The sequence below is a fragment of the Intrasporangium mesophilum genome (genome assembly GCF_054783095.1).
This window is the reverse complement of the sequence record NZ_BAAGRF010000031.1, coordinates 61,315-81,801: the sequence shown is the minus strand read 5'-3', so window position 1 is coordinate 81,801 and position 20,487 is coordinate 61,315. Positions and strand designations below refer to the sequence as shown.

Genomic DNA, 20,487 nt, shown 5'->3' with positions numbered 1-20,487 from the left:
TCGTGGTCGCTTCGGGTGGCCAAGGCCGGGAGCGGGGACGAAGTCGGTAGCGTGCTCCCATGTCCCTTCGGACCCGCATGGCCGCACGCATCCTTGTCGCGATCGTCTTACTCGTCACCGCGGTGGTGCTGTGGGCCGATGAGACACAGTTCGGTTGGTTCGCTTACGCGCCGTTACCAGATGAAGCCGCGGCAAGCCTCGTGCTCATGACGGGGCGCCGTGAGCTCGCGGTCCTAGTCGGCGCTGTCGGTCTTCTGCTTCTGGGCTTCGCTGTTGGCTACGGAGTGGCTCGGCGCCCGCAGCGTGTTGGTTCGCCTTGAGCATTGTGCGCCCTCAAACCAGCGCCCTTTGCGGCAGAAGCGGACGTTCGATCGGCGCGTGAGACAGTGAGGCATGGAGCCATTTGTGGGCGCTGCGTCGGGAGACGACGAGCCGATCGGGCCAGATGACCTGACGATCCGAAACCCGAACGGCACCGTGGCCGAGCCTGCGAGTTGGCTCGCGCTCGTCTACTCCACGCTCCGAAACCCTGGGGACTTCCTCATCGTGAGTAGTGGCCCGCCGGATCTGTACGCCCAGGCACTAAATCACGATGGGCTCTTCGTGCTCGAATACCGTGACGGCTCTCCGGAGAAGCACTTCCAAGCCGAAGGCGTGAGCCTGGTATCGATCGCGGACGCCCTGTCGCAGTGGACGGATGGCGACCGAGCCTTCATCAGCGATCACGAGTGGACTCAGTTGTCGATCTAGTCGTTGCCTGGTGCGCGGCGCCAACGTCATGCCAGGCTGCGTGGCCCCACGGCGATGATCACGCTCACGACGCGGCAGCAGCGGCATCGTCGGACGAACGTCCTCCGCGCGGCTTGAGCGTGCTTGCTTGGCTATGCGTCTTCCGGGCTCAGCCGCATTGCCAGGTGAAGAGGGCCTCCTCGGGTCGCTGGGCATCGCGGACGAGGTAGTAGAGCTGGCCGACGTCACCCCACATCATGGCGGCCGTGTCGTCCGACGCGACCTGGAGCAGGAGCTGCCATCCGGCGGCGGCCGACTCCATCGCGGGGTCTCCCCAGGCGAAGGGCAGGCCTTCGAGCCCGTGACGGAGCTGTTCGACCTCGAGTTCGACCGGTCCTTGCTGCGGGCATGGGTGTCCGCCGATCTGGTGGGTGTCGTAGCCGCTGCCCGGGAGCTTCCAGAGTGCGTCGTAGAGCGCCTTGACCTGGTCTGCGGGCACGCCGGGGCGTGGGCCGATGAGACCGCATCGATGCCACGCCGCCTCGATCATCGGTGTCTCGAAGGAGGGCCAGGTCATCGTGCGTACCGCGGTGAGTGGCACCGCCGGGTAGACCGGCACACCCGGCGGCGCCGGGGTGGCCGCATCGGTGATGTTGGCTCGGGTGCTCAGCTCGGGATGCAGGTGCCGCACGTGGAAGCCCGGGCGAGTCGCCGGGTCCCACGACCCGACGGTGCCATCGGCGTCATCGAACGGAGCGTCGTAATAGAAGAAGGCCATCCGCCCGTCCGTGGGCAGGCCCAGCTCGGGTAACAGCGCGGCGACCGGCGCGCAGTCGAAGCTGAGCACGTGGGCGAGGGGGCCGTGACCGTCCCACACCGGCCAGGAGTTGACTGCCACGGTGGGCAACCCACCGAGCTGGGCAATCACCGGGTCGTCCTCACCGGCGTGGACCAGCCGCAGCGCCGGACGAAGCAGCGCAAGAAACTCCTCCGCAGCGTCGCTGGGCAGGTGCTCCCGCGCCAGCGCGGTCACCACACCAAGCCGCTCGTCGCTCTCGTCAAGCACATGAGCACCTGCCGAGCGCGTCGACGCCTCGGACTGGCGCCCCCGACCATCGAACTCCTCGACCCCGCCACCCGGGTTGGCACGCAGTGTCACGGTGGTCTCGACGGCATGGATGTCCTGGAACGTCAGGGTCGCGGACAGCGACCCGTCCGCGGACAGGCGGATCCCGTCGCTGCTGGCTCGCGCCGCGTGCTTCGCCCCGCCGGCCAACGGCAGCTGCGTCCTCACGTCCTGACTGTGGCGCATGAGCCGAGCTCGGACCGCGCTCTCGAGCGCCGCCCGGCGCCCCATGAGCTCCTCGTACTTGTCAGCTCGCCTGGCCGACCCTCCCCAGTTCGCCATGACCGCAACCTAACCGGCGCGGCATTCGTGTGGGCGCTTGGGCACGACACAGCTTCAGGGATGGTCCATCCAGGCTCGAAGCCAGACCACTCTTGCTGATGGAAGGAACGACCTCACGGGGGCAGATGCGGATGCTCGCGGGTCCCTATCGGCGCGGGCGTATGGTGCTCTCTGCACGGTTGGCGTTTGAGCCTGAAGGAAGGAGGCCCTGCTGTTGTCGCGAACACGGCGGGAGGACGACTGGGCCGTCGGTCTCCGCGGCATGTTCTCTGCAGGTCTAGGCATCCTCATTACCCTCACCTACCTGTGGGATACCGCTGATCACTCGCGCCTGGTCGGCCTGATCGTTATGGCTGTGGTCTTTGGCTTCGCTCTCGCGCAGGCGCCTCCGATGAAGTCGCTCATGCGCGGCCGTGATCGCTCCCGGCCGCAACGGATTAGCACAGAGTCTCCTGGTGAGGGAACGGAAGGGCGGCCCTGATTGTCCGCGCAGCGGCAAAGATGTCGGACGAGCGTAGCCGTCCTCAGCGCGGATGTCCGGACGTCGGAGTCTGGCCTTGGGCCCCGGAACCGCAAGGGGTCGGAATCTCGGATGCCAGACGTCGTTTGGTTGAGCATCATGGCTGGCGTGATGGTTTCGGCATCCCCTGACCCGCCCTTGGAGGCGGTTCCTATCTCTAGTTTGCGCGGTGTCGCGCTCGCCGAGTTCCTCCTTGCGCTGGCCCGGGAGTCGCGGTCCGGAGAACTTGAGTCCGTGCTGCGTGACCTGCCGGCCGTGCGGTGGACGAATCTCGAGGTGGCCAGCCGCAGTTGGCGCTTGGTCACCGGAGGGCCGTTGGATCCCTCCGAGGGAGAGGGTGCCGCGGCGCTGGCCAGCATGATGCGCGACGGCTTCGCTCGTCAACGCGCTCTCACCGAGCTTCTCAGGCGTTCTCACCCGGAGCCACTGGTGACCACGCGCGCTGTCGCGTTGCGTGCCCTTGACCATGTTGAACCGATCCGCTCCCTTGCCCTCGGGTACCTGCGGGCGATGACCCGGGTCGAGCATCTGGAGGCCGCGCTGGGAGTGCTCCTGGCCGCTGAGCAGCGACGAGAGGCACCGGCAGCCATCGCTTGTGTCGAGATCACGGTCCTGGCAGCAGCCGAGGGCAACCTGCGAGTCCTGCGTGAGAGTGACGACCGGGCTGTCCGGCGCTGGGCGTGGCGCGCCACAACGCGCGCAGGGTTGGCCACCGCATCCGACCTGAATGCGGCTGCGGAGGGCGACCCAGACATCGCCCTACGGCGTTGGGCCGCTGGGGAGTTGATATCGCAGAACCCAAGCGTCGACGCGGTTCGCTTGCTGGATTCGCGCTCGGTCGAGCTGCGGGTCGCGGCCCTTTCCCGTCTGACCGACGAGACCTTGAGCGGGGACCGGCTCCGGGAGCTGCTGTTGGATCCGGCCGGACGGGTCCGGGAGATAGCCCGTTACCGGGCGCCCCGGTACGGCATAGACCTGCCCGGCCTCTACCGGGACATCCTCGCCGACCCGTCGGCGTCGACCAGCGCGCTCAGCAGCGCGCTCGAGGGCCTGTCCCTGCACGGCGACACGACCGACGTGCCCTCCCTGGCCGGGCTCATGGACGACCGGCGTCCGCGGGTGCGGGCGGCGGCCGCCGCAGCGGTAGCAGCTCGGACTGACGCAGCGGAGACCACTTACCGTCTGTTAACTGCTTTGTCGGACGAGTCCCCACGGGTCGCCGCGACCGCCGCCCGGATGGTCGCCCGGTTCGGCCGGCCGCCGGCGCTCCGCGTCGAAGCTAGCCAGGGACAGCCCATACAAGACGAGCTCCAGCCGTACTGGGACAGCGCCCAACCATGGACGCGAAGAGCCGCCTGGATCGTGGCCCGATCCCGTGGTGGATGGGCCGAGCTGTTGGCTGGCCTGCGCATCGTCCTGGACGAGGATGCCGCCCTATCCCGTGAAGGCATCAGCGCAGTGCGCGGATGGGCTCATCGCGCCGTGATCATCGGGCGGCCCGCACCAGCGGTCGCCGCGGCACTGGACGCAGACCTCCGACGAGCGTACGAGTCCAGACTGCTGGATCGACGCACGGCCGACCTGATCGCATTCACCGGCGGACTCACCCGCTACCCGGCCCCCACGCCCACAACGGACACGGCCGCGCACCCGCGGACTACCCCGGAACGGACATTGGCCACGTTGCTCGCCCGGCTCCGCCGGAACCGGCCATAACGCTTAGCCGTCCTCAGAGCGATGAGCGGACGTCTCGCCTGCCCCTTCGGCTCGAACAGGTCCAGCGTGGTCATCCATCGGCGCAGGTTAAGCGTGACGACCCCGCCACCCGGCCCGCTCGCAGGGCGGCATCGTCGCCGTGGTGGCTTCGGGTGGCCAAGGCCGGGAGCGGGGACGAAGTCGGTAGCGTGCTCCCATGTCCCTTCGGACCCGCATGGCCGCATGCATCCTTGTCGCGATCGTCTTGCTCGTCACCGCGGTGGTGCTGTGGGCCGATGAGACGCAGTTCGGTTGGTTCGCTTACGCGCCGTTGCCAGATGAAGCCGCGGCAAGCCTCGTGCTCATGACGGGGCGCCGTGAGCTCGCGGTCCTAGTCGGCGCTGTCGGTCTTCTGCTTCTGGGCTTCGCTGCTGGCTACCGAGTGGCTCGGCGCCCGCAGCGTGTTGGTTCGCCCTGAGCCGGCCGCCTCAAACCAGCGCCCCTTGCGCGGCATGACAGGAAGACTCGCCTACCCCGATGACCGCCGCCGCGCGTTGGAGTCGCGGTGCCGCAGTCTCCGGCGGAGTTGGCTCTTGAACCGTCTCTGCGCGGTCTCGGTGCTCACGAACTGAGGGTCGTTGGCGTCCCTCGTAGTACGAGTTCTCCGCCTCGTCGCGGGCATCGTCGGAGTCGACGAGGCGAGCCAGCTCGTCGAGCAGCGGCGGGCCGCCAGGCAGTTGATCGGCCCAGACGGACTTTGGGGACTCGGACTCCATCGGGCCAGTGTGACCGATCCTTTGCAGGCCGAGGCAGCCAGCGCTCATCGGCAGGACCCAGCGGATCGCGGCTACCAGATGCGGACGTCTCGCGCCGATGATCGTCACCCCGATCAGCGATACTCCAACCATGAGTGATTCGCCCGCGGGCGATGACTGGCGACCGGAAGACTGGTGGCTGTCCCGCCGTCTCAGCACCGGGACGCGCCAGCAACGGGCGGACCTGGAGCAAGGTCGGTCCGCTGACGCCAGGGCCGCGCAACATGCGTCCGACCACGTCAACGATGTGATCGCCAGAGGTGGAGCGGAAGCAATCGCGGTCATTACTGAGCTTCTGCAGTCCGCTGCCGACGCGGATGCTCCGGTGCTCGTGGGCTCGGGACCGTTGGAAGACCTGCTGCACGAACATGGTGCCGCTGTGATCGAGGAGGTGGAACGTCTCGCCCGCCAAGAGCCCACGTTCACGGAGGCGCTTCGGTCGGTGTGGTTGGAGCACGGAGCGCTCCCACCGAGTGTCGAGGCCCGGCTGGCGCAATGGGTTCGAGTGACCGGTATGACCTAAACCCGCCGGCCGCGCATCGCCACGACGGTTCGCGCCACCAGCGGCTATGTGCGGATGCCTCGTCTGGCACCATCTTCCCGTGGCCATCGATGCAGAGGCGATGATCGGACACACCCTCGCCGGTGTGAGCAGTTCGTGGCATGAGTTTGAGGGACGTCGCTCCGCCGGGCCTGTCCACGTGTGGCTACGCCTTGACGGCGTGGGCGCCCTGCGGCTGCACACACTCAACGGGTTGGTGATCACACCGGACGATGTTGATGTGCCCTGCGCCATGGGCGACTACGGGCGGATGCTCGTAGAGTCTTCGGGCCCGACGCCACTGATCGAGCGCTTGGGTGAGCCCATCGAAGCGGTGACCCGGCTTGATCAGTCTCCGCCAGGGATGACGGTAGGAGTCGTCCTCCAGTTCGCGGGCGGCTCGGTGGGCATCGCAGACCTGGGGGATGAACTCGTCGTGGCTCCTTGGCCTGCTGACGATTGGTCGCGCTGGAACGTGTCGGTCCAGCCAGTGGGCTGACTCGCTCCGACCGCTCATCGGCTGAGTCGGACGCTCACGACCACGACCCCGCACCCGACCCGGTGAACGCGCAGGCACTCAGCATTGCGCGTCATACGGCGTCTGCGGCACGCCCGCCTGCTCCAGTGCCTTGGGAAACGGATGCGCCTCAGCGAGACGGGCACAGTCCGAGGCTGACGCACGTGCCGACCGCGACCGGCCGAGTCCGCTGATGAGGCCGAGCGCCTTCCGGGCGGCCGGGCGTGCAACAAACGTGCGACCTCGAGATACGAGCAGAACGAACAGCAGGTACCAGGAGGCGGTTACTGCTGACCAGACGTGGCCGAGGCTGATGGGCAAGAAGCGGCCCACCCCGCGAAGGCTGGCAGCAGTGAGATGGCGGACACGCCTGCTTTCGGGTTGCCCGGCAAAGGTTGGTGGCCAATCTCGCCAGATCCGCGGCGCGGCGATCTCCCGCTGGGTGGTCCGACGATGACACCGCTGCAGCGTGGCTTCTGGCGCGAATCGTGGTCCACTGGGTACGGAGACCCAGGACAGTCAGCACCGCCCCACCCGCGACGCCTGCTGATGCTGGTGACGCTTTGCCAGGCGCGGGATCGCGTCCCATCCGTTACCCCTTCTTGAGGCCGATTGCCGGGCCGGCACGTCGCGACCGCCGCGGGCGGACAGCACCGCTTCGCGGCAGCACCGCTTCGCGGCAGCACTGATCAGCGGTTGCACGATAGCGGCCTCGACCGAATGGTCCTCAATGCCCGCCGCCCGGGTTGACATGCACGTGTCGCGCCCGCTGCCACCAGATGTCGCAGATTCGCGACGCCACAGACCAATTGGGCGGCTAGAGTCCCGGCATGCCTGAGATCAAGATTCCTTGTCCGACAGACGGGTGCGCTGGGGTCGTCTTCGCATCGTTCGCTCGCGGCGTGAACGGAGGAGGGATAGTTCAGTGGGTTGATGATGATCCGCAGGTCTATTGCACCAACGATTGCCGCACGCCTCTGGAGCTCGAAGGGCCGGTCAACGAGCAGCTCGCCGAGCGGGTCTGAGTCAGCAGACTCGTCGGGCCGCTCAGGAGTCGTGTCACCAAAGGGCTCCTTCGTGGTCTGATCGCCCTGGATCCGTGGCACGCATCGACGCTGACAAGCCCAGCTCGACCATTCATTCGAACATGCTCGATGGGAGTTCCTGAGCGCCGCCAGCTTTCCGAGCGGCGCCCGCGACGCACCGGCGTCGTGTGCGCCAGGAGGCGCTGAGGGCAAGTGGCGACGGCCCACAGCTCAACGTCCGTCACCAGCCACGTGAGCACAAACGCCGGACCGAGTCGAGGCCCGTGACCGCCCCGTGCGATCCCTGTGCGATTAGCCACGGCTCCTCCTGTCCACGCCTGTCCCGGTTCAGCGGCGCCCCGTCCTCGCGGAATGAACATATGGGCAGGCCAAAGGTCGCCACCCTCACGTCGATCAACGCGATGAAGGCCGGCCCGGGCCCGCAGGAACACGAACAAAGGGAGTGTCGTCGGGTGGCGCTCCGCCACGGAGCACCGGGGTCAACGATGCTCTGTCGCCGGTATCACCTCAGGCCCATCGCCTGGGCCGCGACCGGCCAGACAGCTGCAGGCCCTCGCCAGCGATGAGCTCGGACTTCCGCCGGAGTAGACGTCGGGCCCACTGTTTTCGTGCGATGCGTGTGCGATTAGGGTCCCGGCCCCGGAGGCTATAAGTGGGCAGAACGACCACGTCGCGTCGTCCCGAACGGGACGTTTGCGCAGGTCAACCGCCGTTTAGGGCCTCCTCCACCTGTTATGCGGAGAACAGGTGGCAAACAGGAGCGGCTGCCGCGCCAATCCCATTATGTACCAAGACTTTTCGAGCTGGCGGGGGGACTCGAACCCCCAACCACCTGTTTACAAGTTGGACCCGCGAGTAAAATCGTCCCCGGCGTACAAGGTGAATCCACCACAGCCACAACGGAACCCGACCCCTGCACCGGCAGAGCACATGCACTGCCTAGGCAGGTAACGGGCATACGGAGTGGCATACGTCGAACGGAGACAGGCAGTCATGAGCAAGTCAACGAAGGGCTACGGCGCAGGCAGCGTCACCCAGCGCAAGGACGGCCTCTGGATCGGGCGGCTGACCCACGGCTTCACGGCCCAGGGCACGCGGCGACGCATCGTCGTGACCGGCCGGACCGAGACGGCGTGCTGGGACGCGCTCAAGAATCGCAGGCGCGAGATCCTGAGCGGCACCGGAGCGCTCAGCGCACGGACGACGGTCGCGGGCTGGTCGCAGGTCTGGCTGGCGCAGCACGCGACGCGAGTGCGTCCCAAGACCTACTCGACCCAGGCGGCCTCGGTGAAGCGATGGATCGTGCCGACGATCGGGCACCGCAGGCTCGCCGAGATGACGCCCCAGGACGTGCGCAAGGTGCGCGACGCCATCGTCTCGGCCGGTCGCAGCACGAGCACGGCTGTCGCGGCGCACGCCACGCTGCGGGTGATGCTCAAGGCGGCGATCCTGGAGGGCCACAACGTGCCCCAGCGCGTACTGCTGACACCGCCCCCGCGCCGAGCGACGAACGACAGGCAGGCTATCCCGCTCGCCGACGCGCTGCAGCTCCTCGCGATCGTCTCCACACGCGAGGACGGCCCGCGCTGGGTCGCAGCGTTCCTGCAGGGCCTGCGTCAGGGTGAGTCGCTCGGGCTCACTTGGCAGGCGGTCGATTTCGACCGGCACCTCATCGAGGTGAGCTGGCAGCTGCAGAGCCTCCCGTACGTCGAGCCCAAGGACCACAGCAAGGGCTTCCGCGTCCCTGACGGCTACGAGGTGCGCCAGCTCCGTGGCTCGGCCCACCTCGTACGGCCCAAGACGGTTCGTGGCTACCGGGTCGTGCCGATGGTGAAGTGGCTTGAAGCTGCCCTGCTGGACTACCGGGCGAGCTGGGAGCCGAACGAATGGGGTCTGCTTTGGACGGACCATGACCAGCGGCACGGCGGAGACGTCGTCATCCCGGCCCTGGCCACCCGCGACCGTGAGCGCTGGACCGAGCTGCAGACCTTGGCTGGCATCGAGCACCCCGCCGGACGGCCCTACACCGTTCACGAGATCCGGCACACCACCGCGACGCTGCTGCTGGAGGCTGGCGTCGACCCTCGCGTGATCGAGGAGATCTTGGGCCACTCCATCGTCGTCGACCGTCAGACCTACCAGCACGTCTCGACGCGCATGGCCCTGGAAGCGCTCGACCTGGTCGCCGGACGTCTCCAGCTCGGGAGCGCGTCATGAGCGAGCCATTCCCTCACGACATCCTCGAAGAGGTCTGCGAGGTCTTCCGGGAGAGCGCACGGCTATCGCGTGGTGGCTCGGTCGAGCAGCACGCGGCGCACTTTGAGCGCAACGCCGCACTAGCCGCGCGGTTGCGAGAGTGGGAGATCCGCCGGTCCGAGCTGCGCGTGCGCCGTCAGCTCGATGGGTCGCCCGGGTGGGAGAACTGAGTCGACGCTGCGGCAGTTCGGTGTCTGGCCAGCCTGACACCAGAACGCACGAAAGGGCCCGCCGGATATCAGCACACGCGGCGGGCCCTCTCATAGGCGGAGCGTGGCGTACAGCGAGCCACGCGGGGTGTTCCGACTCCGAGAACTCAGCGTTGCCTCAGCCGCCTGCGCCACCCCTCCCAGCGCGTGAGCGGCAAGATCGCATCTCCGTAGTCCGCACGAATACGCTTGCGGGCCTCACGTGCCGAACCCGAGGCGTATCCATCCCATAGCACGCGGGCCGAGAAGCAGGGGTGGAGCCGTTCGAGGCCCTTCCCCGACCAATCAAAGAGGTACTGGAGATCGCCGGGCCCGGTCGGCTCGCCAACGACCGTCGATGCCTGGCTCGTCGCGTTCACCAGCAAAACCGCCTGCGCGTTCGCCATCTTGCCCTTGGGGCCTCGGAGCCGATAGGTGGTGCCCACGAGGGCTAGGGCCTCGCGCTGGACCTGGGTGATGGCCATGACGTAATCCCTGCGCGCTGCATCACGCGACTTGCCCTCGCCTCGGTCGATTGCATCAATGTCAACGAAACTGCGGAGAATCCCTTGTGCGTCATACGCGGCGGCCTCCAGCCGGATCAACTGAGCTGCGTGCGCGTCCCAACCACGCCTCCCGCCTTCGAACCGGAATGCCAGCCAGATACCGAACACAGTGGCCAAGGCCCCGATGATCGATCCCGCAAGCCCTTGCATTAGGTTCGCCGGGTCATACCAGTTCGTCGCGACAACCATGGGCTGGAGCCTAGGGCGAATCCTCGGGTCGCGACCTGATCAAATCTATCGGCCCGAGCCGCTAGGTTGTCGAGCATGGCATCACGAGGGCCGCAGCCGCTGAACATCCTGGCCAAGGCGGCGGCGGTCGAGAACATCGTCACGTGGATAATCGCGTCGCGGCTGTGTCCTGACCCTGCCGCCTTCGGCCTGTTCATGGAGTACGCGGCCGACCGCATCCCAGTGGACGAGAAGACCCGCCTGCTCGCCAAGATCGTGGCTGACTTGCCCGAGGGCTCAGGGGTATACGGCGGCCTGGCTGACGACCTCCGCGTGATCAACGACGTGCGCCGCTTCGTTGCCCATGCGATCTACGTCTATCCGGGTGTGGACGACCTCGGCCCGCACTACGTGATGTTCAAGAAGGGCAAGCCCAAGCGGATCTTGGATCGAGAGCTTCGGACACAAGCGGCAGACGCCCTGAAACGCATCAAGCGCGTGGCTCCGGAGCTGGCCAAGATCAACGAGGCACTCGGAACACCGTTCAAACCTGTCGGCTTCATCGGCAAAGGGGCTGACGCGCCCGGCGGAGTCGTGGACGGTGAGGCGGTTCCATCCTTGACGGTGGACGACCCGAGTCCAATCCGGCGCTGAGTGCTTCCTCGGGCCCGATGTATCACACGCTGCGCGGACGGTAGGTCAACAGCCGTCGTCGCTCGTCGTCGTCCAGCGCGACTCCGAGCTGGGCGGCGAGGAGGGCGACCGACTGCACGAGCTGGAGCAGGTCGTCACGATCGAGTGTCCCAATCTCCTGGACCAGCAGTGCCGTCGATCCGTCGGTCCGCGCGTCGAGTACGTCGTTGGTCATCGCCTTGACGATCCGCAGCGACATCGCATCGACCGCCCAGGGGCTCACAGGTCCGCGCCCATCTCGATCTCCCGCGCCTCGACGTCGATCTCGTCCCGGGCCGCACCCTTGGCGACCCGGTACGTGCGGGCGTCGAGCTGTTCGTTGCCGATGTAGACGTTGACGACCGGCAGCTGGCCCCCGACGACCCCGAGTGTCGCGCCTCGGTTGCCCGCTTCCAGTGCAGCCCGGTTGTGCGCCGTCGAAGCGGCCGTCGAGATGAACTCGCCGACCGAGACGCGCAGGAGCGCGCCGGTCTGGGCGATCATGGCCAGGACGCTGTCGGAGGTGCCCGTGCCGGGGCCGATGACCGTGCCGCCTGCGAAGCCGGGGATGATGCCGCCGGACGCCCTCTTGATCGCGCTCTGGGCGATGTTGTGGATGGCGGACGCGATACCGCTCACACCACCCACCACGCCGACGCTGACGCTCACCGCGACGCTGCGGGGCAGCGCATCGAGCTTGCGCTTGAACGCGTCGATCAGGCCACCGGCCTTGGCGGTGTACGCGACGACGTCGGTCGTCGCCTTCGGCGGGATCTTGAGGACCTCGTTGATGTACGAGGTGACGGCCGCCCGGTCGATGCCATGCGCGACGGCGTTGTCGATGATCTGCTTGCGAAGCTGGATCAGCTTCTGCCGCCCCGCCTCGACCGAGCCCTTGAGCTGGCCATAAGACGTGGCCGCGTTCTCCGCGTTGGCCACCTGGCCAAGTAGCTCGCCGCGCAGGGCCACCGAAGCGGCGGACATGTCGCGGATTGAGTTGCTGGTGTAGTGGATGTGCTTGCCAGTCTTGGTCACGTGGGTGCCCATGTTCACGAGCGAGGAGTCGAAGGCGTTCTGCGCGGTGGCTGCGCCTTGCGTGGTGCCGTTGAGAGCGTCGAGCGCCAGCTTGAGCAGCCCGGCGGCGTTGCCCTCCAGGGCCATCTGGGCGCGCGCGTTCCGGCTGTCCTCGGCCGCCTTGGTCTGGTTGTCCTGGAGCTGCTGGAGGGCGGGGACGGTGATCCCGAGCTTGGTCGCGAGCGCCTGCAGGGCCTGGGCGTGGAGCATCGCCCCCTCGGCCGCGTTGGCGGTCGCTCCGACAGCGTCGGTCGTCTGGGTGTTGTAGTCCCCGAACGCTTGCGCCGACCTGCCGAACCCAGCACTCTCGGTCTTGATCGCGGCCGTGACGTTGGCGGCGGCATTACCGAGATCGGTGTTCGCGCTGATGCCGGACTTCCAGCCGGTCGTCAGGTTCGTGAGCTGGCCGCGCTGGGCCTGGATGGCGGCCGTCACCCGGGCCTGCGCATCGGCGTTGCCGAGCGCCGCGTTCGTCACGTCGGCGAGGTTGAGCCCGAGCTTGCGTGCGTCGTCGATCGCGCCGCTGTCCACCAGGTGCTGGAAGGCACGCGCGCGGACGTGCTGGTCGATGACGCCGTTGCTCTGGCGTAGTGCCTCGGTGTAGTCGTCGATCGCCTGCTGGGCCTGGCGCTCCTGGTCAGCGCTGTGCTGGAACAGCAGCGTCAGCCCGGCCAGCGCGATCCCGACGACGCCTGCCGCGATCTGCAGGCCACGGATCGCCCCAGCCGTGAACACCGCCGTGCGACCGAGCATCCCCAGGTTGATCTGCAGCGTCTTGGCCCAATCGATGGCGATGTTCAGGCCCTGCCAGGCGCGGAATGCGAGGAAGACGGCCGTCGCACCCTGAGCCAGCGCGGACAGCACCGGCACCGGGATCGCGTTGATCACCGTCGCCAGAGTGCGCAGGACCGACAGCGTCCCGAGCCCGACCGGCGCAAGCGACTGCACGAGGTGCGCGGCGGCACCGGCGATGGACTCGATCGCCGACGTCACCTGGGGCAGAACGGATCTCGCGTAGTCGCCGAACGAGCGGATCCCGGGGCCGCTCATGGCCAGGTCGAACCGCGCCGCGAGCTGCGCGACGTACACCGCAGCGTCCTGCATGAGCGGGGCCAGCGACAGGAAGGCGGACAGCAGCCCGTGCGTGATCGACTGCGCCGCATGGCCAGCGATCGTGGCCAGCGAGCCGATCTGCGAATTCAGCTCTGGCGTACGGAGATTCAGATCGCGCACGGCCGCCTGGAACGGCCCGAGCACGTTGGCGGCCGCCGTGTGCTCGATCATGGCCAGCGAGGACTGCAGGCTGTCGATGGTCGCCTGGTAGGCCAGCCCGATTGGCGTGCCGTCCTTCATCTCCCGGCGGATCCCGACGAACGCCGCCACTCCAGCCAGGCCCATCCCGCCGAACGCGACACCGAGCGCGGTCGCACCGGCCGCGACCGGCACGAGCGCGGGGCCGAGCAGCGCGATCGTCGTCATGAGCCGGTGGGTCTGCTGCTGGGTGACGCCGAGCCGCCGGGTCGCCTGGTCGGCCGACCGGCCCACGCGGTCAAGCGTTCGGGACGCGTTCTGGTCACGCCCGACGATGTCGAAGAACAGTGAGAGTGCAGCCATGGTCAGATTCCCCTTGCCTTGCGGGCGATCTCGTCGAGCGTGCGGTCGACGGCCTTCTCCAGGCCACGCCTGAAGTCCCCCTGCTGGGCGTGCCATGCACGGGCGTACCAGTCGACCCCGCTGCCGTGGGGTGCTCGCTGGCTCGTCCAGTCCCACGTGTTGCGGGCCTTGTCGGCGTCCCCGAACACGGGGTGACGGAAGGTGCCGAAGCGGTCGAGCTGGCGGGCGTTGCGCTCGGACAGCGCCCGGCCCGGCTGGCGACGCGGCACCTTCACCCGCACCCGCAGCTCGTGACCAAACTGGGTCGAGACCGTCTGGGAGAGGTTGAGCCCCTTGGCGGCGATCTCCCTCGGCAGCGTGGCGGCGAGGTACCTGTTCACGTCGCCCTTGGACTGCGTCGCGGTGTCCTTCAACGACTTGCGCAGCTCTTTGCGCAAGTCGGCCCGGGCCGCCCCGTGAAGGGCGGCACCGAAGCGAGCGAACTGATCGAGACTCATGACAGGCCCCGCCCCCGGATGTAGAGCCGCGCCCCGGCGGACCGCATCAGCGCGGCCTCGTAGGGCTCTCGGACTTCGATCTCGCACTTGCCGAACCTCACGGCCAGGCTCATCAGGATCTTGTCGCCAAGCAGCGTGGCCACCTCGCAGGCGGCCTCGGACTCGACAACCCGGTAGTGAGCCGTGCTCGCGCTCCGGTTGTGATAGACCAGCTTGGCTGCGGGGGAACCGTTCCAGCACAGGACGCTCGGCGGATTCCCCTCGTGGTCGATCGGCGGGTGATCTACGACCATGCCGCGCCCCCCGGCCTCGATCTCAACATTGCTCATCGTTCAGCCCCCCTCGCCGTCGAGGTACGCGCCGATGCTGCGCCGGTCCGGGTCAAGCTGCTTCTGCTTCGCCAGCCGGTCCGCCGCGCGACGCTCGGCGGCCTCGAACTCGGCCTCCTGCCGCCGGATGTCGTCCAGTCGCTCCTCCCACGCGCTGACCGCCGAGACAGGGCGACCGCCGCTGTCGACGTCGCCGTCGAGGATCCGCTGAGCGGTCAAGGCGTCGCAGTTTGCGCGAGCCATGGTCTCTGTCACGAGGCCCTGCCAGACGGACACGCACTCGACTTGGGCGGTGAACGCCTGGGCCAGCTCGGCGGCCTTCGCCGCATTGCGCGCCGTGATCTCGGCCAGGCGGCGTCTGCATTCTGCGATCTGGTCGGACAGCTCGACGATGACGTCCCTTGGGACGACGCGGACAAGGCCCCCGACGCGCCGCACGCGCTCGTGCCCGATGTGCGCCTCAAGCGCGTCGAGGGTGGTGATACCCAGCTCGCCGACCTCAGGCAGCACCAGCGCGAGAGGCACCATGCTGGCCTCGTCGCCGATCTCCTCCACCGCGCTTTGGGCGTCGGTCAGGTCAGTGCTGGGAAGCGTTCTGCTAAACATTGCTAGCCCTCCTTGGGCTTGTATCTCATTGTCCCAGAGTGGGACTGGTGGTCCGGGTTGGCTCGCACGCCCTCGGGATCGGGCGGTAGGCCGGGATCTCGACGAATCGGTGGGTCTGGTGGAAAAAAAGGTCCGCGCGCGCGAGAAGACCTGCCGGTCCATGGGGAGGGCCGGACAAAAAAACCCGGGGGGGTATGTGCTCGCCACCGTCACCCCACGTCCCCCTCTGGACGTCGTGCACGACGTGGTCGCGGTCGCCGAGGGGTGGCAGGCTCCGCATCTCGGTCGACCTGCTTGGCCCGCGCCCGCCTGCCCGCGTCCGAGGCGTTGCACTTCGCATGCACGAGGCCCCGATAGCGCTGGCGCGTGGGGTCGCTCGGGTCGTGGTCGAGGTGAAGGTGACTGAGCGATCCGTTCCGGGCTGGCCACATGGGACGCCCGCACAGCGCGCAGGGGTCGCCCGGTCGGAAGGCCTTGACGGCTCGGGCCCGCGCCAGCTTGTGCGACGTCCGGCGGTAGATCGCCTTCGAGCTTGGGTACTGGTTCCAGCTCATACCAGCCGCCTCCATGTCCCCGTGAACATCCCGGCGACCTTGCGCCTGCGCCGAACTCGCGCCTTGGCCCGATGCCGGGGCCACGCACTTGACCGGTCTCGACGGCTGCTCACGGCTGCCTCCGGTAGCCCTTGCCCTTGGACATCAGCCGCCTCCACATTGCGCGACGCCGAGCCTCGGCCTTTGCCAGGCGGTGCATCTTCCGCTCGAACGTGCATCGAGGACACAGCGTCTTCTCTGCGGGCTGGTGGCAGACCTGGCAGTCGCTCATGACGTGGTGCTCCTCTCGCACTCGACACAAGTGGTCTTCCCGTAGGCCTCACGCAGGCCACCGATGGGACGCCCGCACTCGGTACACGGTGGAGAGGTGTCCTCTACATGTGTGGAAACCGTTGTAACTGTGGAAACCTCCGCCCCCTCGCTTTCCACACACCCCACACTTTCCACAGGGGGTACGAGGGGTGCCGCCGGGAAGTACTTGCCACGCCCGAGCTTGAGGATCCGGCCCGCCTCGTGCAGACGACGTAGGTACTCGCCCGCATGCTTGGCCTCCATGCCGACGGCCAGCGCGACCTCGGTGGGGCCGATGCCCTCCGGGTGCTCGGCCACGAGGTGCAGGATCTCGACGGAGCGCTCTCCAAGACCTTCGGAGACACGCCGCGTCCGCACCGAGGTCGCCGCGTCGGTGAGGTTGTTGCCGTCGAGCGTCCACAACTTGCCACTGCCGACGATGACGGCGTACTCACCTTCGGGAACATCGCGACCGGTGACGCGCAGCACAGCCTCTTCGCTGTTGCGTTCTCGAGAAACGCTGATCGTGAAGTCGGCCGCTCCGTTGAGCCCCTGGGTGCCGCTGGTCGTGTCCATCCAGTCGGTCGCGGTCATCTTCCGGGTGTGGTGCACGCAGAGCACGGTCGAGCCGGGGTGGGCGTCGGCCAGCCTCTTCAACGTCGCGGCGACCCGGTAGTCGCGCTGGTACTGCGTCTCGCCCTGGATGGCCGCTGGCAGGATGCGACCGAGCGTGTCGAGCACCACCAGAGGGTTGCTGCCGCTGTGCGCCGTCAGCCAGGCCTCGATCAGCAACGGCACCTCGGCGGGCTGCGCCGTGATGATGACGTTGAGGTTCGCCGGGATGGCCTCGCCTGCCAGGAGGTCTCGCGCCCTCGCCTGGAGGCGTCGGTGTCCGTCCTCGAGTGCGAGCAGGAGTACCGGCCGGGCCGGGCCGACACGGACGTGCTGGAGTGCACGACCGCCGGTCGCCACGGCGAGGCAGAGGTCCAACGAGAGCCAGCTCTTGCCGACCTTGGGCGAACCGGTCAGCAGTCCGAACCCCTCGGGCACGAGCCCAGGCACGGTCCAGTGCAGCGGCGGGAAGTCCTGCTCGTCGAGCCATGCCCCGTCGACAACTCGGTCGGCCAGGAGCCGTCGCACGGCTGCGCCGTTCTGGTCGATCCGGTCGCCGTTCTCGTCGTACTGGTCGGCGTCGGCGTAGCGCGGAGCCTCGGTCGTGGTCGTCTTCGTCATGACGCCACCTCGCCGTCAGCGGCAACCATGGTTGCCGCTGCCTCTCCGGCCTCAATGAGATCGGGCACGGCGACTCGGGCGGCCTCCAGCAGCTCCTGGATGGAGGGACGGCTGGGCACGCCCAGCTCGTCGTCCAGCATCCTGGAGATCTGGCGATGGTCACGAACTCGGCTGGCATCAAAGGACCGCAGCAGCAGCTCGTCCGATGGGAGAATGGGTCCAGACGTCGTGGGCGTCGTCTCAGCGAGCGGGCCGTCCCAGTAGGGGCGGCCCCTCCCGCTCACTCGGTGCGGCCGGAACGCGCGTCGCGCTCGGCCTGCTCCTGCTCTTCGATCCAGGTCGTCACGGTGGCGGCGCGGTACAGGATGTGCCTGCCCGCCCTGAACGACTGGGGCCCGAAGCCCTGGACGCGCCAGTACTTCAACGTCTCGACGGGCACGCGCAGCAGCTCCGACACCTCGGGCTGCGTCAGGACGATTGGTGTCGTCGTCGTCGACATGTGATCCCTCCGATCACGCGGCATGATCCCTCCCCGTGGAATGCGAAAGGGCCCGACCGTAGGTCACACGGTCAAGCCCTTTGGGTGGGAGGCACACTCTTGCCTCGATCTGTCACACCTTACATCGCTAATTACACGGCTGTCATATTCCGCGCCGACTGTGCGCCCAACAAGGTGGGCCAGGTCGACCGGCCTCCGCCACACGCCTTTCTGCGGCCCTGACGGACGGCTCCAGGTGTCGGAAGTAGTCGTCCTGGTCGCCATGCGTTTCACAGTCACGACTTGGGGGCGGCGCTGTCGCGTCTCAGGCGTACCAGTCAGGACTCTCGGAGCCAGGAGCGCCATCGATCGGCAGATGGCGACCCCATACCTGCACGCCCTCGCCAGCGTCGTCGATGTGACTGAACCGCTTACGCTGCGCCATCTTCTGACTCGCGCGGTTGTGCTCGTAGATGCGCGCTGTGACGAATGTCTCGCGGACTCCGGCCGAGATGCAGGTCTCCGTGATCCGGTCGAGAACCTCGCGGAACATTTCGTCGGCGTATCCCCCGCCGACGAACCGGCAGCCGTAAGCGACGGCCATCACCTCGATCATGATCTGATCGAGGCCATCCGCCTCCTCGTAGAGGGCCACGGCCGCGAGCTCGCCGTCGTGCCACCCGGACAGGAGCCGCTTGCCGATGCCCCGTTCAGGTGGTCGCATCCTACGAATCCAACTCTGAACCTCGAGTTCCCACCACCGATCATGACGGTCGCGGTAGGTCGGCTCTGCGGGCGTGCGAGGTCGCATCGGCGTCGTACAGGTGAACGTGCTGAAGGCCGTTCGATCCTCAGACCCGGGTGCGCGCCACTCCAGGAGGCTCACTCAGGCGTGGCAGTGACGGGACTTTGCCGAGACGCTCATCGAGTGGCGCGCCCGGTCTGCCCGCTCCTGGCGGGTGAGGTCGGCGCCGATCATTCGGCCGTAGGCGGCAGCTGCAGCCTCTTCTGCCTCGTGATCGTCGGCATCACGCATCGCCGCAGTGTCATGCCTTCGCAGCAGCCTGCCGATCGTTTCCATGATGTCGTCCCCCATTGCGCAGTCGTCCGGTTGCCTACTGGCAACAACCCCGATCTTCGGAGTGTAGGCATAGCGCCTGGACGGTGTGAACGTTTCGCAGGTCACAGTTGTCCCCCCACCGAGGCGAGGTCTCCGACGACCAATCCACGTCGGCAACGGGCCAGGTTTGACTTTGGCGAAACAGTGGCACACGGAGTGGCATACAGCCTCTAGACGCGGAACCGCCCCCGGCGTACGTTTGTGCACGTCAGGGGCGGTTTTCGACCGGAGCTGGCGAGGGGACTCGAACCCCTAACCACCTGTTTACAAGACAGGTGCGCTACCGATTGCGCCACGCCAGCACGCCCTGAGCCACTCCGCCACCGTCGGGTCGGAGAGTGCTCGGGACGGGCGAAAGCGTAACGGAGCGAGACGGCATACGGAAAAGAAGGACGGCCCCGCGGGACCCAGGGGTTGGTCGCGCGAGGCCGTCCGGCTCAGTCTGCCACGCCCTACCGGGGCAGGCGGATGACCTGGCCGACGAAGATCAGGTTGGGGTTGTCGATCTTGTCGCGGTTCGCCGCGTAGATCTCCTTCCAGCCACCGTCGACGTCGTGCTTGACGGCGAGCTTGGACAGCGTGTCGCCCTTGCGCACGGTGATCTTGGAGCCGCTGGCGGCCACCGAGTAGGTGCGCTGCGAGCTCCCCGAGGCGGCATAGCTCTTCTTCTTGGTCACCTTCTTCTTGCTGCTGGTCCACTGCTTGGTCGTCCGCTCCGTCGAGCGGGACGACGAGCCGGCCGCGGACAGGCCGCTGGACGTCGCACCGCCGGACCGGGTGAGGCCGGCCCGGACGGAGCACACCGGCCACGCGCCGGGGCCCTGCGATGCAAGGACACGCTGCGCCACCGCGATCTGCTGCGCCTTGGTGGCCAGGTCCGCACGCGATGCGTACGCGCCCCCGCCGTAGCCACGCCAGGTCGACGACGAGAACTGCAAGCCGCCGTAGTAGCCGTTGCCGGTGTTGATGTGCCAGTTGCCGCCGGACTCGCACGCGGCAACGCGGTCCCAGACCGTCGAGGCCTTGGCCGCGCCTCCAGTGGCGACGCCCGCCACCACGGTGGCGGCACCTGCGATTCCGACTCCAGCAAGGCGCTGCTTCACCTTGATACGTTTGGCGGCAGCGTGCTTGGACAGGTACTGCATGGGTGATCCTTCCTGACGGCGCCTGCGGGGTTAGCTGTCGGGTTAGGGCGTCAGGTGCCCCGCCGCTCTCGCGACTTCACCCCAAGGCCGGATCTCGTCCTCTTGGCATCACTCACCGGCCGCACTGGGTCCCCCGTCCTCGCCCGGCCCGCGGTTGCGGGCGACGTCCCTGGCTGGCGAGGCTCGGCGCGCTCAGGGACCGGATTTCTGGGTTCCATCTGAAATTGTGCGACGTGCCGTGTGGAGCCGGACGCGACGAAGCGGCCCGGGGAAATGAAATGTCAAAGCCCCGTTCCCGGCCCTAGAGTCGGTAGCCGCCGTGGCACCGACGGTACGTGAGCAAGCCCCTCGACACAAGCACATCCGAGATCGTTTTGTGACCTGGACTTGACCTGTGCTTTACCTGTGTTCTGCTAGGGACCGGA

Annotated in this window: 23 protein-coding genes, 1 tRNA gene and 1 riboswitch; of the genes, 10 read left to right on the top strand and 14 right to left on the bottom strand. The window is 67.6% G+C overall.

Annotated elements, in window-relative coordinates:
• The first annotated feature begins 59 nt into the window (after positions 1–59).
• Both ACYVLP_RS23195 and ACYVLP_RS23190 read left to right on the top strand, forming a co-directional pair.
• Positions 60–320 carry a hypothetical protein gene (locus tag ACYVLP_RS23195; protein WP_460629666.1) on the top strand — a complete coding sequence of 87 codons (261 nt, stop codon included), beginning with the start codon at positions 60–62 and terminating at the stop codon, positions 318–320.
• 73 nt (positions 321–393) lie between these two features.
• On the top strand, positions 394–750 hold the full coding sequence (locus tag ACYVLP_RS23190; RefSeq protein WP_460629665.1) for a hypothetical protein: 357 nt from the start codon (positions 394–396) through the stop codon (positions 748–750).
• Between the two features lie 148 nt (positions 751–898).
• Here ACYVLP_RS23190 and ACYVLP_RS23185 read toward each other — a convergent pair whose 3' ends face one another.
• Complete coding sequence (locus ACYVLP_RS23185) at positions 899–2,137, bottom strand: DUF1963 domain-containing protein (RefSeq protein WP_460629664.1); 1,239 nt, start codon at positions 2,135–2,137, stop codon at positions 899–901.
• 949 nt (positions 2,138–3,086) lie between these two features.
• On the opposite strand from ACYVLP_RS23185, the gene ACYVLP_RS23180 reads away from it, so the two are divergent.
• The 7 genes from ACYVLP_RS23180 (at position 3,087) to ACYVLP_RS23150 (ending at position 9,697) form a co-directional block, all read left to right on the top strand.
• On the top strand, positions 3,087–4,373 hold the full coding sequence (locus ACYVLP_RS23180; RefSeq protein ID WP_460629663.1) for a hypothetical protein: 1,287 nt from the start codon (positions 3,087–3,089) through the stop codon (positions 4,371–4,373).
• Positions 4,374–4,569: 196 nt separating this feature from the next.
• Positions 4,570–4,830 (top strand): hypothetical protein, encoded by a 261-nt coding sequence (locus ACYVLP_RS23175; protein ID WP_460629662.1) that lies wholly within the window; start codon positions 4,570–4,572, stop codon positions 4,828–4,830.
• Between the two features lie 428 nt (positions 4,831–5,258).
• Positions 5,259–5,690, top strand: coding sequence for a DUF6869 domain-containing protein (locus ACYVLP_RS23170; protein WP_460629661.1), 432 nt, complete (start codon positions 5,259–5,261; stop codon positions 5,688–5,690).
• A gap of 79 nt (positions 5,691–5,769) precedes the next feature.
• On the top strand, positions 5,770–6,207 hold the full coding sequence (locus ACYVLP_RS23165) for a hypothetical protein (RefSeq protein ID WP_460629660.1): 438 nt from the start codon (positions 5,770–5,772) through the stop codon (positions 6,205–6,207).
• Positions 6,208–7,055: 848 nt separating this feature from the next.
• Complete coding sequence (locus ACYVLP_RS23160; protein ID WP_460629659.1) at positions 7,056–7,250, top strand: hypothetical protein; 195 nt, start codon at positions 7,056–7,058, stop codon at positions 7,248–7,250.
• Positions 7,251–8,264: 1,014 nt separating this feature from the next.
• The gene (locus tag ACYVLP_RS23155; RefSeq protein ID WP_460629658.1) at positions 8,265–9,488 is read left to right on the top strand and encodes a tyrosine-type recombinase/integrase; all 1,224 of its coding nucleotides are present in this window, start codon (positions 8,265–8,267) and stop codon (positions 9,486–9,488) included.
• A complete protein-coding gene (locus tag ACYVLP_RS23150; protein WP_460629657.1) occupies positions 9,485–9,697 on the top strand; it encodes a hypothetical protein in 213 nt (70 codons plus the stop codon). The genes ACYVLP_RS23155 and ACYVLP_RS23150 overlap by 4 nt, the downstream gene beginning before the upstream one ends.
• Before the next feature lie 146 nt (positions 9,698–9,843).
• Here the strand turns inward: ACYVLP_RS23150 and ACYVLP_RS23145 are convergent, their stop codons facing one another.
• On the bottom strand, positions 9,844–10,470 hold the full coding sequence (locus tag ACYVLP_RS23145) for a hypothetical protein (RefSeq protein WP_460629656.1): 627 nt from the start codon (positions 10,468–10,470) through the stop codon (positions 9,844–9,846).
• A 75-nt stretch (positions 10,471–10,545) separates the two neighbouring features.
• Here ACYVLP_RS23145 and ACYVLP_RS23140 point away from each other — a divergent pair, with 75 nt between their 5' ends.
• Entirely contained in the window at positions 10,546–11,103 is a 558-nt protein-coding gene (locus ACYVLP_RS23140) for a hypothetical protein (RefSeq protein ID WP_460629655.1), read from the top strand.
• 22 nt (positions 11,104–11,125) lie between these two features.
• Here the strand turns inward: ACYVLP_RS23140 and ACYVLP_RS23135 are convergent, their stop codons facing one another.
• The 12 genes from ACYVLP_RS23135 to ACYVLP_RS23080 form a co-directional block, all read right to left on the bottom strand.
• On the bottom strand, positions 11,126–11,365 hold the full coding sequence (locus ACYVLP_RS23135; RefSeq protein ID WP_460629654.1) for a hypothetical protein: 240 nt from the start codon (positions 11,363–11,365) through the stop codon (positions 11,126–11,128).
• Entirely contained in the window at positions 11,362–13,809 is a 2,448-nt protein-coding gene (locus ACYVLP_RS23130) for a hypothetical protein (RefSeq protein ID WP_460629653.1), read from the bottom strand. The genes ACYVLP_RS23135 and ACYVLP_RS23130 overlap by 4 nt, the downstream gene beginning before the upstream one ends.
• A 2-nt stretch (positions 13,810–13,811) precedes the next feature.
• Positions 13,812–14,306, bottom strand: coding sequence for a hypothetical protein (locus ACYVLP_RS23125; protein ID WP_460629652.1), 495 nt, complete (start codon positions 14,304–14,306; stop codon positions 13,812–13,814).
• The gene (locus tag ACYVLP_RS23120) at positions 14,303–14,635 is read right to left on the bottom strand and encodes a hypothetical protein (protein WP_460629651.1); all 333 of its coding nucleotides are present in this window, start codon (positions 14,633–14,635) and stop codon (positions 14,303–14,305) included. Before ACYVLP_RS23120 ends, ACYVLP_RS23125 begins: the two co-directional genes overlap by 4 nt.
• Before the next feature lie 3 nt (positions 14,636–14,638).
• Positions 14,639–15,241, bottom strand: a complete 603-nt coding sequence (locus ACYVLP_RS23115) for a hypothetical protein (protein ID WP_460629650.1) — start codon at positions 15,239–15,241, stop codon at positions 14,639–14,641.
• Positions 15,242–16,062: 821 nt separating this feature from the next.
• A complete protein-coding gene (locus ACYVLP_RS23110) occupies positions 16,063–17,319 on the bottom strand; it encodes an AAA family ATPase (RefSeq protein ID WP_460629649.1) in 1,257 nt (418 codons plus the stop codon).
• Positions 17,316–17,459, bottom strand: coding sequence for a hypothetical protein (locus ACYVLP_RS23105; protein WP_460629648.1), 144 nt, complete (start codon positions 17,457–17,459; stop codon positions 17,316–17,318). The genes ACYVLP_RS23110 and ACYVLP_RS23105 overlap by 4 nt, the downstream gene beginning before the upstream one ends.
• A gap of 140 nt (positions 17,460–17,599) precedes the next feature.
• Entirely contained in the window at positions 17,600–17,818 is a 219-nt protein-coding gene (locus ACYVLP_RS23100) for a helix-turn-helix domain-containing protein (protein WP_460629647.1), read from the bottom strand.
• Positions 17,819–18,122: 304 nt separating this feature from the next.
• Entirely contained in the window at positions 18,123–18,452 is a 330-nt protein-coding gene (locus ACYVLP_RS23095) for a hypothetical protein (RefSeq protein ID WP_460629646.1), read from the bottom strand.
• 231 nt (positions 18,453–18,683) lie between these two features.
• Positions 18,684–18,893, bottom strand: coding sequence for a hypothetical protein (locus ACYVLP_RS23090; protein ID WP_460629645.1), 210 nt, complete (start codon positions 18,891–18,893; stop codon positions 18,684–18,686).
• A 253-nt stretch (positions 18,894–19,146) separates the two neighbouring features.
• Positions 19,147–19,219: transfer RNA gene (locus ACYVLP_RS23085), tRNA-Thr, on the bottom strand.
• 150 nt (positions 19,220–19,369) lie between these two features.
• Complete coding sequence (locus ACYVLP_RS23080) at positions 19,370–20,062, bottom strand: transglycosylase family protein (RefSeq protein ID WP_460629644.1); 693 nt, start codon at positions 20,060–20,062, stop codon at positions 19,370–19,372.
• Positions 20,063–20,087: 25 nt separating this feature from the next.
• A riboswitch (cyclic di-AMP (ydaO/yuaA leader) is annotated at positions 20,088–20,198 on the bottom strand.
• Between the last annotated feature and the right edge of the window lie 289 nt (positions 20,199–20,487).

Bases quoted from the DNA above. Each gene is read 5' to 3' on its own strand.
- ACYVLP_RS23195 (WP_460629666.1), top strand. From the start codon at position 60: ATGTCCCTTCGGACCCGCATGGCCGCACGCATCCTTGTCGCGATCGTC.
- ACYVLP_RS23190 (WP_460629665.1), top strand. From the start codon at position 394: ATGGAGCCATTTGTGGGCGCTGCGTCGGGAGACGACGAGCCGATCGGG.
- ACYVLP_RS23185 (WP_460629664.1), bottom strand. From the start codon at position 2,137: ATGGCGAACTGGGGAGGGTCGGCCAGGCGAGCTGACAAGTACGAGGAG.
- ACYVLP_RS23175 (WP_460629662.1), top strand. From the start codon at position 4,570: ATGTCCCTTCGGACCCGCATGGCCGCATGCATCCTTGTCGCGATCGTC.
- ACYVLP_RS23170 (WP_460629661.1), top strand. From the start codon at position 5,259: ATGAGTGATTCGCCCGCGGGCGATGACTGGCGACCGGAAGACTGGTGG.
- ACYVLP_RS23160 (WP_460629659.1), top strand. From the start codon at position 7,056: ATGCCTGAGATCAAGATTCCTTGTCCGACAGACGGGTGCGCTGGGGTC.
- ACYVLP_RS23155 (WP_460629658.1), top strand. From the start codon at position 8,265: ATGAGCAAGTCAACGAAGGGCTACGGCGCAGGCAGCGTCACCCAGCGC.
- ACYVLP_RS23150 (WP_460629657.1), top strand. From the start codon at position 9,485: ATGAGCGAGCCATTCCCTCACGACATCCTCGAAGAGGTCTGCGAGGTC.
- ACYVLP_RS23145 (WP_460629656.1), bottom strand. From the start codon at position 10,470: ATGGTTGTCGCGACGAACTGGTATGACCCGGCGAACCTAATGCAAGGG.
- ACYVLP_RS23140 (WP_460629655.1), top strand. From the start codon at position 10,546: ATGGCATCACGAGGGCCGCAGCCGCTGAACATCCTGGCCAAGGCGGCG.
- ACYVLP_RS23130 (WP_460629653.1), bottom strand. From the start codon at position 13,809: ATGGCTGCACTCTCACTGTTCTTCGACATCGTCGGGCGTGACCAGAAC.
- ACYVLP_RS23125 (WP_460629652.1), bottom strand. From the start codon at position 14,306: ATGAGTCTCGATCAGTTCGCTCGCTTCGGTGCCGCCCTTCACGGGGCG.
- ACYVLP_RS23120 (WP_460629651.1), bottom strand. From the start codon at position 14,635: ATGAGCAATGTTGAGATCGAGGCCGGGGGGCGCGGCATGGTCGTAGAT.
- ACYVLP_RS23115 (WP_460629650.1), bottom strand. From the start codon at position 15,241: ATGTTTAGCAGAACGCTTCCCAGCACTGACCTGACCGACGCCCAAAGC.
- ACYVLP_RS23110 (WP_460629649.1), bottom strand. From the start codon at position 17,319: ATGACGAAGACGACCACGACCGAGGCTCCGCGCTACGCCGACGCCGAC.
- ACYVLP_RS23105 (WP_460629648.1), bottom strand. From the start codon at position 17,459: ATGCTGGACGACGAGCTGGGCGTGCCCAGCCGTCCCTCCATCCAGGAG.
- ACYVLP_RS23100 (WP_460629647.1), bottom strand. From the start codon at position 17,818: ATGTCGACGACGACGACACCAATCGTCCTGACGCAGCCCGAGGTGTCG.
- ACYVLP_RS23090 (WP_460629645.1), bottom strand. From the start codon at position 18,893: ATGGGGGACGACATCATGGAAACGATCGGCAGGCTGCTGCGAAGGCAT.
- ACYVLP_RS23080 (WP_460629644.1), bottom strand. From the start codon at position 20,062: ATGCAGTACCTGTCCAAGCACGCTGCCGCCAAACGTATCAAGGTGAAG.